This window comes from Mycobacterium sp. IDUB_17 (assembly GCF_055419465.1).
Map to the genome: position 1 here is coordinate 956,563 of NZ_JBVAXS010000002.1, position 12,783 is coordinate 969,345.

Consider the following 12,783-nt stretch of genomic DNA (forward strand, 5'->3'; position numbering starts at 1 on the left):
CCTTCGGTGCGCCCGCGGGCTATCGGGGAAGTGGTGTGAAAAGGCAAGTGGGATAGCACATTTTGAGTTGTGGGAGAGGTGACCTCCGTGAGCCGCGGGGAGGACCGGGCCGGGCTCACGGAGGTCGGCCTGTCAGTGCCGGTTCAGTCGGCGGGTGACGGCGAACTCGTGGGCGGGGAAGCCCTCGTGGCGGGTGAAGGCGATCACCGTGTCCGACATCCGTTTGAGCGCCTCGGGCGTGGACTTTGCCACAGCGGTGCGCTTGCGGAAGGCGTCGGCGGTGACGCCGCTGCTGACCTTGGCGTAGCCGCTGGTGGGCAGCGCGGCGGGGCAGCCGATGATGAAGTTGGCCATCGACACCGTGGTGTGTTGACCGATAAGGATTTCTCCGGCATCCACCAGCAGGTCCAGGGCGTGGTCTTCGTCGCGGACGGCGATCTGCATGTGCTCGGGGGCGAACGCGTTGGCGACTTCGGCGGATTCCTCGACTGATGTGGTCAGGACGGCGCCGCCGTTCTTGCCCAGTGCCTGACGGGCGTACTCGGCGCGGTTGTCGGGCAGATCGAGCAGCTGCTTGGCGACCTCGACCTGGACCGCGTCGATGAGGGCCTGGCTGTCGGTGACGAACACGCTCGTGGAATCGGCGCCGTGCTCGGCCTCGTTGAGCAGGTCGGCGGCCAGCAGGTACGGGTCAGCGGAGTCGTCGGCCAGGATCAGTGACTCGCTGGGACCCAGCAGCATCACGCTGACGGTGCCGTAGCGCTGCACCTCGACCTGGGCGCAGGTGACCGGCGGGCTGCCAGGTCCGCAGACCTTGCGGACCTGCGGCACGCTCTCGGTGCCGAACGCCAATGCGGCGATACCGGCCGGACCGTTGGCGCGGAACACGTCGTGGATGCCCAATTCGTCGGCCACGACCAGAACGGCCGGGTCGACCTCTCCGTCCCCGCCGGGGATGGGCGGCACGACCACGGCGATCTTCTGCACACCTGCCACCACCGCTGGGGCACCCAGCTGAGCCATCACCGACGGGTAGGAGCCCTTGCCGCTGGGCACGAACAACCCGGCGCTGGCGATCGGGGTCACCTTCTCGCCGACCATCAGACCCGGCTCGCTTTCGAAGCTCCAGTCGCCGTGAGCGGTGAGCTGTTCGTTGAACGACTTCAGGTGTGCCAGGAGGTCCCGGATCGCGGTGAGCAGTTCGGGGCTGATCTTCTCCCGTGCCGCGGCGAATTCTTCGGGCGAAACCCGGATGCGATCAGGGGTGATGGAGATCTTGTCCCATTTTTCCAGGGCGCGGATCAGGCCGGCGTCACCGTTCTGGCGGACGTCCTCGATGATTTCCAACACGCCTTCGCGCAGGTTGGGGTCGAAGATCTTGGCGCTGCCGCGGTCGATGAGATCGGCCCGGTCTGCGGTCGACATCTCCTGCCAGAGGCCGCGCTCGAGGATGGGGCGGTCGGTTGACATGTGCATGACTCCCATTGGTTCGGTGACTGTAGGTGAGGCAAGCGTCACACTCGCCGCACGTCTTGTATACGAGACATTGATCTGTAATGCAAGACTTGATGACGGATCGGGGAACATTCTGAAGGGGTTGGAATGCGGCGGGACGCGAACCGCCAGGCGCGCGCCGGATGCGCGGGCCTGGCGGGCAACAGCGTCGTCTAGATGTTGCTGGCCCCGGCGATAGGAATGGTCGCACCGCTGAGGAACGGGGCCTGGTTGGCGAGCAGGAAGGCCACGGTGGCGCCGATGTCGGCGGCTTCGCCGAATCTGCCCGCCGGTATGCGGGCCAGCAGCTCAGCCCTGACCTGTGGATCGTCGAGGTACTGGGCGGTCATGTTGGTGCGGAAATAACCCGGGCACACGCACGTGACGCACAGGCCGTCGGTACTCCACTCCTGGGCCAAGGTGCTCGCCAGCGCGGCCGCGGCGGCCTTGCTGGCGTTGTAGTCGGCGAAGTGCGCTTCGGGTCGCATCGCGTTGACCGAGGCGTTGACGACGATGGCCCCCGGCCGGGTCAGGACGCGGTGCGCGGCCTGGGCTCCGTGCAGGATGCCGAGCACGTTGACGTCGAGTACCCGGCGAAAGGTCGCAGGATCAAGCTGCTCGGCGGGTTTACCCTCCCCGTCGATCCCGGCATTGAGGAAAACTCCGTCGAGCCCTCCGAACGCTGTCGCGGCGTCGTCAAACGTCTGATGGACGGCCGCGGCATCCGCGGCATCACAGATGCTGCCGCCGGCAGCGCCACGTCCGAGGGCAGCGGCGACGGACTGTTCGCTGGTACCGGTCACCCACACCTGGTGGCCTTCGGCGCTGAGGTACTGGGCGCACATGTCGCCGATGCCGCTGGTGCCGCCGGTGATCAGATAGCGCCGTGGAGTGGTCATGCGGTGCACCGAATCAGGACTTTGATGGCTTCTCGCATGCCACCGTCGGTCACGAAGGACGGGATCTCGGCGAGGTCGACGGTGTGGGTGACGATGGCGTTGTACCGCTCGGGCTTCTCGGCGAGGGCGGCGAGCGCCTCGTCGACGTGGTGGTCGTCGAATCCGACGCTGCCCACGACGTGCAGGCTGTGCTCGACGATTGTGGCCGGCAACACGGTGGCCGATGCGTGGCCCAGCGCGATGAGCAGAATGGAGCCGCCGAACGCGGTGGCGGCGATGGCGGTCTCCAAAGAGCCGTCATAACCTGCGGCATCGATCACCACGGAGTACCGGTCCGTCCCGGTCAGTACTCCGACGCGAGCACCCTGGGTGTGCGCCAGCTCGGCGCGTAGGGCGTTCGGCTCGACCACGGTGACGGCGGCGTGCGGCCACCGGCGTGCGACCTCGGCGTGGGCCAGCGCCCCGATCGGACCGTAACCGAGAATGCCCACGGTCTCGGGGTGGTCGACGGGAATCTGGTCGATGGCGCACATGACGACGGCCAGCGGCTCGGCCAGCACGGCATCGGCCGTGCTCAGACCGGGCGGCACGCGATAGAGGCTGTCGCCGGGGATCACCATGGCCCCGGCGTAGCCGCCAGGTCGGGCTTCGCCGAGCCATTGGAGATCCTCGGCCAAGCGGTCGGATTGCTGGCGGCCATCGACGACACGACACGGTATCCGTGAATCGGCCACCACCGCTTCGCCCGCGGCGAAGCTCGCATGCCGCGACTGGCGCACCCGCCCGGCCACTTCGTGCCCCAACGTGGCCGGCCAGTAGGCCACCCAGTCACCCGTCTGCAGGACGTGCAGGTCCGATCCGCAGATCCCGGCATAGTCGACGTCAACGAGGACGTCACCGTCGGCCAGGTCGGTCAGCTCGCGCGTGCCGACGCTCAGGGACAAGTTCTCGCCCAATAGCAAGGCTGTGGTTTGCGCCGGCCCACCACCGGGATCTGTGATCCAAGACATGAGTCTTGATTACCAGACTCGGGGGCAAAGTGGAATGGCAAAGTGGAATAGCGTGCCCGGCGATGGTCAGGCGATGCCGGAGGCGCCTCCATCGCCCGGCGCCTCATTCACCCGCGCGCCGAAGCTTTCCGAGAAGTCTGCTGCTGTAGCGACCACCGTCTTGGTGATCTCGGCAGCCTGTTCGGCTGTCTTGGTGGCCGACATGTACGCCACGCCGAGTGCCGCGACAGCGCGGCCGTCGCGAGTGAGCACGGGGCTGGCGATGCAGTCAATACCTGAGGTGGTGGTGCCCTGTTCGTGGGCGTAGCCGTGGGCGCGCACCTCGTGGAGCACCTCGCGCAGCGCCGACAACGAGGTTGGCCCCTCGCCTGTGCGCGACTGCCAGGCGTAGCCGTCATACAGCGTCGAGAGCTGCTCGACATCCAGACGGCTGAGGATGGCCCGGCCCACCGCGGTCAAATGTGCCGGTAGCCGCGAACCGACCTCGGTCACCAGTCGAACGCCTGGTGTCAGGGGCTCGCGCTTGTCCAGGTAGATGACGTCGGTGCCCTGCAGTACGGCGAGGTGTGATGTTTCGTTGACAGCATTGGTCAAGGCGAGCATGTAGCGCTGGCCGGCGCGATGTAGCGGTCCTGACCGCATATAGGACGCGCCAACCTCGAAGGCCGACACGCCCAGAGTCCAGGCTCGTTGATCGGGCCAGTACGAGACGAAGCGGCGTTCCCGCATGACGTTGAGCAGATGGTGGGTGGTGCTTTTCGGCAGGGACAGCGTCTCCGCGATCTCCATGGTCGCCATCGGAACTCCTCGTCGCGCAAGCAAGTCCAGCACGTCCATGACGCGCTCAGCAGACTTCACGCGACTTGCCGTGGCCACAGCCCGTCCCCCTCTCGCCCCTTGTCGTCTCGGATACAAGACAACAATCTGTGGTAATAGGTTAGCCGACCTGGGCTCTGGCCCGTTCCCGGTGAATGAGCCCACCAAGTTCTAGAGTCCTGAGCGCGATTCACAGCTCACCCATAAGGCCAAGAGAGCGCTTAGCTAGCCCCTCGCCCTACGTTGACCTCGCTCGAACCGATTCGTGGTTCGACGAAGCCGCAAGGAGGCGGTGAAGATGAGCCCAATCAGGATGCGGTTCAGCGGCTTAGGTGTCGTAGCGGCTGCGCTGGCATCGTCGATCAGCAAAACGCAATCGACGAGTCGATGACGGCTGGGAACAACTAACGGATCTGGCACTTTGTGACTACCGACCGATCACCGATCTTGCGCCGGCCAGATTGGTTGTCGCCTGGTCGCAGCAGTCCCGCTCCACTGCGGTCGCCGCATTCGTCAACTCTGCGACCGCCGTTGCCGCACGCGCACGAGGAGACAAACCACTCTCAAGGTCGTGGTGACCTGACAGTCTCTGTCCCAGGGGCCGCTCGTACCGGGGTTGCCGTCGCTCAGGCGTGGCGGTGAAATGCTGCCCCGGGGGCCTGATTGGTTTCAGCGGCCGCGCAGCCGTGGCTGATAATCGACTCGACACCGTCGGGAGAATCGACGTCATGACCGCGTACCACCACGTCGCCGACCACAAGCTGGTGAACTTCGCCAGCCACATCGACGACAACACCATCGAGCAGGCGAAGCAGACCGCCTCGATGCCGTTCGTGCATCCCCATGTCGCGCTGATGCCGGATGCTCACAGCGGCAAGGGGTCAGCCGTCGGCACGGTGATCCCGACCATTGACGCCGTGATCCCGGCCGCGGTCGGCGTCGACATCGGCTGCGGCATGATCGCTGCCCGCACGGAATTCACCGCTGCCGATATTCAGGACCGTGACCTGGCTGCCCTGCGTACCGCGATCGAGACGACGATTCCGCTGTCGCCTGGCAACTACAACGACACGCTCGCCCGGTTCCCGTTCACGGAGGGCCGCATCGCCGACCTCGAACACTTGGCAGGAGACGGCGGAATCGACCTCTCCCACTCACCCAAGTGGCGCGAGCAACTCGGTTCCCTCGGCGGCGGCAACCACTTCATCGAACTGTGCCTGGATCAGGACGATCGGGTGTGGCTGTTCCTGCATTCCGGTTCTCGTGGTGTGGGAAACAAGATCGCCCAGAAGCACATCAAGGTTGCGCAGAAGCTCATGAAGCGGTGGTGGATCGACCTGCCCAACCCGGACCTCGCCTACCTGCCTCAGGGCACACCGGAGTTCACCGACTATCTGCGGGAACTCAACTGGGCGCAGCGATTCGCCTTCGAGAACCGCGCCGAGATGATGGATCGTTACATGTGGGTGTTCGCCGCGTGGATGGGTTATGCCCAGTTGGACCAGCCACGTACGGCGGGCGACTTCGAGGTCGAGCGGATCAACACTCACCACAACTACACCCGCAAGGAACACCACGGTGGCCGCGATGTGTGGCTGACCCGTAAGGGTGCGATCGACGCCCACGCAGGCGTCATGGGGCTGATTCCCGGCAGCATGGGGACGCGTTCGTATGTGGTGCGCGGCAAGGGCAACCCCGCCGGCCTGTGCTCAGCGCCGCACGGTGCCGGGCGCCGGTTCTCCCGTAACGAGGCGCGTCGCCGGTTCACTGCCGACGACCTCGCACAGCGGATGCAGGGTATCGAGTACCGCCACGGCGCGGAATGGGTCGACGAGATCCCCGACGCGTACAAGGACATCGACGTCGTCATGGCGGACGCAGCCGGCCTCGTCGAGATTGAGCATGAGCTGCGTCAGGTGCTCAACGTGAAGGGCACGTAGGTCCTGGGCTGCCAGGTCAGGACCTACGCCCGACTACGAGATAGGCCGCGGGCAGCACACCCGAGGTGCTCAGCAGTCCGAGGGCGCTGCCCCACAACCACTTTGGCCCCTTGATCTGGTTCGGCTGGCGGCCCGCGAGGTCACGCAGCGCCCAGGCCCGCAACCCGGCGTCGACTGCTGCCACGGCGATGACGGCCTTCTTGGCATTGGGGGACAGGTCATTCCAGCGCTTCTTGGCCACTAGGGCGGTCCTTTCGAGGAAGGGCGAGTTACGGACTGAGGGGCATCGTCGTCACCGGCGAGCCGCCGGAGCTGGAACCGCTGCCGCTGCCGGAGCCACTACCGCGACCGAACAGTCCGCCGCCGGACGAAGACCCACCAAACGGGGAGTCACCACCAAACGGAGACTGTGGTGCCACCGTTGTGACCGGAGCCTGAGTCGCCGGAGCCTGAGTCACGGGCTGTTCGACCGGGGGTGTGTATGCCGGCGCGGTGTGGGCCGGAGCCTCGATCGTCGGCTCCGACGCTTCCGTGGACGTGTGTGTCGGCGGCACGGTGGTGGTCGGCGGCGCCACCGTGGTGGTGGGCGGTGCCGTCGTCGTGGGTGGCGCGGTAGTGGTCGGCGGCGCGGTGGTCGTCGTCGGCGGTGCCGTTGTCGTCGTAGGCGGTGCCGTGGTGGTGGTCGGCGGGGCTGTCGTTGTCGTCGGGGGAGCCGTAGTGGTGGTGGGTGGTGCGGTGGTCGTGGTCGGCGGGGTCGTCGGAGGTGTCGTCGGCACCCACGTCGGCACAGTCGGCCACACAACCGGAGGGATCGGGATCGGAATGGGCACCGGCACAGGCACAGGTACTGGAACTGGTCCCGGTGCAATCTCGACGGGCGGAGGCGCCGGCACGGCCGGAGGTGCGGCCGGCGGCACTACCGCAGGAGCCTGGTTGACCGGCTGGTTGCCGGTGTCAGAGCGCACCTTGGGCGCAGCCGGAGCGGCGGGTGGCGGGGTGAGCACCGCCACGGGCAGTGCCACCGGATCCGGCTCATGCGGCACCGGCGGGAGGTAGTTACCTGGCACGGTGGCCGCCTGCTGGGTGGGCGCGGGCTGGGCCCGCACATCGGCTGTCGGCCGGACGTTGATCGCGACGGTGACGGCCAATGTGGCGAAGCTGACCACCACGAATGCCAAGGCGCTGCCCATCAGCAGCATCCGCGGCGGCGGCGGCGCGATGACGGTCGTGTACTCCGGGTCGTCTTCCTGCTCGGGGACGAACTCGTTGACCGCGTCCATGGGCATCTCGTCGGCCCAGGGCTCGTCATCGGCCGCCTGTGAGTAGGCCAGGTCCGGCCCGACGGCGGCGGCGTCCCCACGGGCGGGTGCGATCTGGGTGGCATCGGCGGCGGCAGGAGCCATTTGCGTGGCATCAGCGGCAGCTGGCGCCATCTGCGTGGCATCGGCTGCGGCGGGAGCCATTTGGGTGGCCGCCGATACAGGTGCCATCTGCGTCGCCTCGAGGGCAGGTGCCATCTGGGTGGCCGCGCCGGCCGGTGCGACATCGCCGACCAGTTGGGCCGCACCCCGGGCGATCGCGTAGCCCGCGTCCGGTGCCACCTCCACCGGTGCGGTCGAACGAAGCTCTGCCGCAACGGAATCAAGATCGAGGCGCTGTCCGACCAACAGCACGCGCCCCGGGGCTTCGCCGGCGGGTACCCGGTGCAGCACGGCTGCACACGCGGCGGCCGCCCCGGCAGTGCCGATCGGCATCGTGGCCAATGTCGTCAATGTCGACGCGGGTGCCTCGCTGGCCTGGCCGACCGTCGTCAGCGACACGGTGTCGTCATCGGCGAGCAGCAGTGCGGCGTCTGCACCTACGCTGCGGGCCAGTGCTGCGGCGGCCTCGGCTTCGGTCACCACCTCGACGTTGGGCACCCCGGCGTCGAGCACCGTCCGGCGCAACGTGTCGGCGGCCGAATCGTCGGGCACGCACAGTCGGGTCGCGGCGACCTGATTACCGGACTCGGTCACCGCGCGGTAGGTGCCGATGATGGTCTCGGCCAACTCCGACATCTCGGCAACCAGGTCGTCGGGCAGATCGAGCGCGTACTGATCCAGAACCTGGCCGCCACTCGCGGGCGAACCGATCATGGCCAAGCGCGCCACACGCCCGGTGACCGCCACCCCGAGGACTACGTCCACGGCCCCACTCCTTGCTTCATGGATGTATTTCGATCCCCGACGGACATTTCCAAGCTACCGCACAGCTGCGACAGGCCCTGCTGGTCAAACGGCGCGGTAGCCAGCGCTGCTTGTGCGTCGGAGCAAAAGTGAGCACGCTGGTTGAGTCCCGTTGCGTTGTCACTCATAGAGAGGAATCGGTAGTTGAGCGACGAGCGTTACGACGCGTCCGCCACCGTGCAGGTGGCGACAATGGCCGCGCGGGTCGTGGAGCGACCCCCGCGGGTCGGCTACGTACCCAGCCGGACCAACCGGGTGCGTGACGGCTTCGCCGTGGCGCTGCTCGTCGTCGCGATGCTGCTCCCGTGGAACCTTGAATTCGGCCTTGGGGTGCCCGGCAGTGCCGGGTCGACGTTCGGCGTGCTGGCCGTCGTGACGCTGCTGGCCATCGGCGCCGCGCTCGCCCCGCACCTCGGTCCGTTCCGCCTGGCCGCCCCCAAATCCGACGTCGGTCGCACCAGCCGCATCCGGCTCGTGCTCAGCGCCGCCTACCTCGTCGTGGTCATCTGTTTCGTCGGGTACCACCTTGCGCAGACGGTGGGCAGCGGCGGAACCGGGGCCGTGCCGCCGGGGGTGGGGCCGGGCATGCTGCTCGGCCTCGCCGGCGCACTGCTGGCGGCGCAGCCGCCCATCACGTCGATCACGATCGAGGACAACAGGTTTCGCCGCTGGTACGCCATAGCCCGGGCGATCGGTTTCCTCTCGATCGCCTTGGCGACGCTGTCGGTTGCATTCAACCTCTACTGGCGGCTGCGGTACCTGTTCGTCACCCAGGTCGAGTTCGGCAGTCACGACATCGCCGTTATCGTCACCACCCTGCTCTACGGCGCGGAGGCGATGATCGCTCTGGTCATCGCCTCGCGCTGGCTCACCGAGCGCACCGGGGCGGCGCGGTTGGCCACGACGGCCATCGGTGTCTCGGGCGCGATCGCTGCCACTCTGGTGTGGCTTGCCGGCATCGGCCGCGATATCGACGCCTTCCACGGCATCGCCCAGAACACCTCGACGGCGGCCGTGGGCTACGAGGGCTACCTCGCCTGGGCGGCTGCCGCCGCGATCGTGGCGCCGACGACGCTGTACGCCGTCTTCCTGATCAAGCCGCCGACCGTCGGCGCCTACCGCGGTGCCGCGCAGAAGTGCCTGACGCTCATCGCCTTCTGGGCGTTCGCGGCGGCGGCGCTGCGGATCGTCGACTTCCTGATCGCCCTATCGCTCGACCTCCCACGGGCGGCGTACGACACCGTCGCGATGACGGTGTTCAACCTGGTCACCGCACTGGTCGCGCGGTGGCTGCACCGCCAGCTCGAGCAGGGGCTGACCTCGACGACCGTGGCCGCCGCCTTCAGCGCGGTGCTGTTCGTCTTCACCGTGGCGAATGTGGCCATCGGGGTGGCCCTGGCACCGCGTTACGCCGGTCCGGCACCCGCGGCGATCTACGGCAACAACCTGGCCCAGCAGATCACCAGCACCTTCGACGTCACCGTGTGTGTGCTGAGCCTGCTCGTGCTGGTGGTGATGGTGTTCACCGGGCCGTTTGCCGGCTACCTGGTGCGACGCGAAACCCGTTCCGCCAAGCCGGCGCCCGAACCGCCGACGGAGGTCGTGCCGTCGAGACCTGCCGTCGAAGAGTTCGCACCGCCGACCATCGTTCGGCAACCCCGGGCGGCGTCCGTCCCGAGAATCGTTCGCCTGAAAGAGGATTCGACGACGGTGCTGGCCGCCCCGCCGACCGCCGATCTTCAGGTTCCGACGCAGGCGCTGCGGATTCAGCGTCGTCCGCAGCGCCCGCCGTCAGAGCGTTAGCCGGCCTTCGCGCTCTCGTGCTTCGAGGGCCGGTTGTTCTGAGTGTCCGCCGACTTCGCGGCCTGCTTGGCCGCCCGCTTCGCGGTGCGAACGGACTTCCGGTCTGGCTTGTCACTGTCCGACCCGGCGCTCGGCGCGGACTCATGGGCTGACTCGCCGGCGGGCGAAGCCTTCCCGTCGCGCGCCTGCGAATCGTCCGTGTCGCGGACCACCTTCAACCGCGGCGCCGAGTCGGTGCGCGGGGAGTCCGATCGTGTCAGCGTCGGACGACCGATCGATGTTGACTTCGTCTCGTTGCCGGTCTCGACCGTGGCGGCAACAGTGCTGTCCGCCTTGATTTCTGCCGGAACGGGGCTATTGGCCGGGACAACCGTCTTGTGCGGCGCTGTCGCGCTGCCGATCGCCTGCAGCACCTTGGCCAGTGGCCGGGTGGCGTCGGACAGCGCTGCCGCGACGTCCTCGACCGCGTGGCGCACGCCTTGCTCGAACGGCGAGTTGCCCACCGGGTCGATGGGATGGTCGGTCACTGGTGTTTCGGGTTCGGTGCCCGGCACAACGGGCTGGGGCAGGGTGGGGGTGTACTTTTGGCCGCCCAGAATCGCCAGTGACTGTGCGAACGCCGCCGGCAGCTCGTTGAGTGCTTCGTGGATCTTCTCTGGAGGCGTGACCCAGCTGAACTCCTTGACCTGACTGGGGTCTGCGGTGCGGTCGTAGCCCATTTCGATGAACACCCGCAGGATCGGGTCCATGGCGTCGACGAATCGTTCCGCGCCGATCAAGGATGCGGGAATGCGCAGCGGTGCCAGCAGTGGCAGGTACTGGGGCAGCATCACGTAGGTGGTGTTGCCGACCTGTGTGGTGACGGCGTTGGGTGCGTCAGGGTGCTCCAGCACATAGCCGGGAAAGACATGCTGGAACAAGATCCCGGCAACCGCGTTCGCGACGGACATCACGTTGAAATACGCCGGGAAATCAGCGAATCCGTCGTACTGGTTCTGGTAATAGGTCGTCTTGAAGGGGCTGTCGGACGGCCCCGGCCGGCCGAACGGGAAGATGTCGCCGAGCACGGGCAGATCGCTCCACGAGGTGAAGCGGGTCAGGATGCCGCCGTTGGGCTGGTACGGGTCGCCGATGAAGACGAACTCGTAATTGTCGGCGTTGGCAACATAATTCGGGTCTTTGGCCATGCTGGCGCGCACGATCTCGGCGACTTGGGTGCCCTGCGACATGCCGATGATCGTGACCTTGTCGTCGGCGGGGGTGTTGGCGATGTCCTGTTGGAGGTAGCCCGCCCCGATCTCCTCGGATCGTTTGAGCGACTGCGGCCAGTACGGAATGTCGGACAGCCCAGGCAGATCGGAGATGATCGGGAAGCTGAGGTTGATCTGCGCCGGGTAGGGGACTGTGTGGAACGAGTCGCCTTCGGGCACCGTGCTCCCGTAGAAGAACATCGGGATGCTCAACCCGAATCCGTCGAAGGAGGGCCCGACGCCGATCGTCGTACCGATCAGTCGAACGGCGGCACTGTATGTGGCCGTCGGGGTGCTGACCGTGACTCCCGCCGATACCGCGACGACGACGCCGCCGGTCAGCAACATCGACCCCCAACGGCGTGAACCGCGCTGTCGGCGCGCACCGCGCGACGACTCCCCCCGACCCCAACCCCGCATGCTGTTCCTTCTTTCCTCATCGTGGTGAGTCGGCCGTCCAGATGGCACGGCCGGAACATCTGAGCCTGCGACCAGCACGTCAACAGCGGAATGTGACGGGCGCCACTTCGCATGCTGCCGGAAAGCTACCAGTGGGTAGAGATGAATGACAAGAGTCGCTTTTTGAAACAAGGGCTCTTGTTGCAAACCGGGGTTTGCAGATTCAGCGGGTGGACGCCGCGATCCCGGCGCGAACCACCGCCACAAAGCTCGCGAGATTGCCGATCAGCGTGTCGATGGTCGGCGGTGAAGCGCTGTCGGTCTCCCGCTGGTGCAGCCAGTCGGCCACGCTTTCGAACAGCCCGCCCACGGTCGACACCGCCAAGGCGTGATAGTCGACCGCGCCGGTATCGGGCAGGCAGGGAAACTCGCGCTGCCGCCACAGATTTTCGAGAAACGCCGCAGTCCAGCGGCGATTCTCGCGGCGCAGCCGCTCGACGCGCGGCGAGATGCCGGCACATTCCCCGAAGGCGACCACAGCCACCCGGGGGTCGTCGACGAGAGCGTGGGCGAAGGCCGACAACAGTCGGTGGACGGTTTCGTCGGGATCGTCCGGCGCATCGGCGAGCGCCTCGACCGCTTGCTTCTCGATCCGTGCTGCTATCTGGGCGAGCAGGGCCAGGTAGCAGTCTTCTTTGCTGTCGAAGACTTCATAGAACGCCTTGTTGCCGACATACGCCGTCTGGCAGATCTGCTCGATCGAGGTGTTGGCATACCCGTCGCGCGCAATCAGGTCAAAGGCCGCTGTCAACAACTGCTCACGGCGATACGCACGACGCTGCTCGGCGTCGAGTCCGCGGATCGTGCGCTGCCCGCGGGGCTTTGCAGCCTGGCCCGGCGTTGTGCCTGCGCCGGGCGCCGCCGGCGGTCTATCCATGGCCCGGAGT

At 66.9% G+C, this 12,783-nt stretch carries 10 protein-coding genes; 2 read left to right on the top strand and 8 right to left on the bottom strand.

Annotation, left to right across the window (positions count from 1 at the left end; all coding sequences use genetic code 11):
- Positions 1 to 132: 132 nt before the first annotated feature.
- The 4 genes from hisD to ACZYZ7_RS11890 all read right to left on the bottom strand — a co-directional run bounded on the left by hisD (position 133) and on the right by ACZYZ7_RS11890 (position 4,279).
- Positions 133 to 1,470 carry a histidinol dehydrogenase gene (gene hisD / locus ACZYZ7_RS11875; RefSeq protein ID WP_450071405.1) on the bottom strand — a complete coding sequence of 446 codons (1,338 nt, stop codon included), beginning with the start codon at positions 1,468 to 1,470 and terminating at the stop codon, positions 133 to 135.
- 197 nt (positions 1,471 to 1,667) lie between these two features.
- Complete coding sequence (locus tag ACZYZ7_RS11880) at positions 1,668 to 2,393, bottom strand: SDR family NAD(P)-dependent oxidoreductase (protein ID WP_135452723.1); 726 nt, start codon at positions 2,391 to 2,393, stop codon at positions 1,668 to 1,670.
- Positions 2,390 to 3,403: a zinc-dependent alcohol dehydrogenase gene (locus ACZYZ7_RS11885; protein ID WP_450071404.1), complete on the bottom strand. Its 1,014-nt coding sequence runs from the start codon at positions 3,401 to 3,403 to the stop codon at positions 2,390 to 2,392. Before ACZYZ7_RS11885 ends, ACZYZ7_RS11880 begins: the two co-directional genes overlap by 4 nt.
- Before the next feature lie 66 nt (positions 3,404 to 3,469).
- Positions 3,470 to 4,279: an IclR family transcriptional regulator gene (locus ACZYZ7_RS11890; RefSeq protein ID WP_463740957.1), complete on the bottom strand. Its 810-nt coding sequence runs from the start codon at positions 4,277 to 4,279 to the stop codon at positions 3,470 to 3,472.
- Positions 4,280 to 4,947: 668 nt separating this feature from the next.
- Here ACZYZ7_RS11890 and ACZYZ7_RS11895 point away from each other — a divergent pair.
- Positions 4,948 to 6,159, top strand: a complete 1,212-nt coding sequence (locus tag ACZYZ7_RS11895) for an RtcB family protein (protein WP_450071402.1) — start codon at positions 4,948 to 4,950, stop codon at positions 6,157 to 6,159.
- A gap of 16 nt (positions 6,160 to 6,175) precedes the next feature.
- On the opposite strand, the gene ACZYZ7_RS11900 is transcribed toward ACZYZ7_RS11895, so the two are convergent.
- Both ACZYZ7_RS11900 and ACZYZ7_RS11905 read right to left on the bottom strand, forming a co-directional pair.
- A complete protein-coding gene (locus tag ACZYZ7_RS11900; protein WP_450071401.1) occupies positions 6,176 to 6,400 on the bottom strand; it encodes a hypothetical protein in 225 nt (74 codons plus the stop codon).
- A 28-nt stretch (positions 6,401 to 6,428) separates the two neighbouring features.
- Positions 6,429 to 8,345 carry a hypothetical protein gene (locus tag ACZYZ7_RS11905; RefSeq protein ID WP_450071400.1) on the bottom strand — a complete coding sequence of 639 codons (1,917 nt, stop codon included), beginning with the start codon at positions 8,343 to 8,345 and terminating at the stop codon, positions 6,429 to 6,431.
- A 183-nt stretch (positions 8,346 to 8,528) separates the two neighbouring features.
- On the opposite strand from ACZYZ7_RS11905, the gene ACZYZ7_RS11910 reads away from it, so the two are divergent.
- Complete coding sequence (locus ACZYZ7_RS11910; RefSeq protein ID WP_450071399.1) at positions 8,529 to 10,187, top strand: DUF7937 domain-containing protein; 1,659 nt, start codon at positions 8,529 to 8,531, stop codon at positions 10,185 to 10,187.
- On the opposite strand, the gene ACZYZ7_RS11915 is transcribed toward ACZYZ7_RS11910, so the two are convergent.
- Both ACZYZ7_RS11915 and ACZYZ7_RS11920 read right to left on the bottom strand, forming a co-directional pair.
- Positions 10,184 to 11,857 carry a PE-PPE domain-containing protein gene (locus ACZYZ7_RS11915; RefSeq protein ID WP_463740958.1) on the bottom strand — a complete coding sequence of 558 codons (1,674 nt, stop codon included), beginning with the start codon at positions 11,855 to 11,857 and terminating at the stop codon, positions 10,184 to 10,186. The genes ACZYZ7_RS11910 and ACZYZ7_RS11915 overlap by 4 nt on opposite strands.
- Positions 11,858 to 12,059: 202 nt before the next feature.
- On the bottom strand, positions 12,060 to 12,773 hold the full coding sequence (locus ACZYZ7_RS11920; protein WP_135452728.1) for a TetR/AcrR family transcriptional regulator: 714 nt from the start codon (positions 12,771 to 12,773) through the stop codon (positions 12,060 to 12,062).
- Between the last annotated feature and the right edge of the window lie 10 nt (positions 12,774 to 12,783).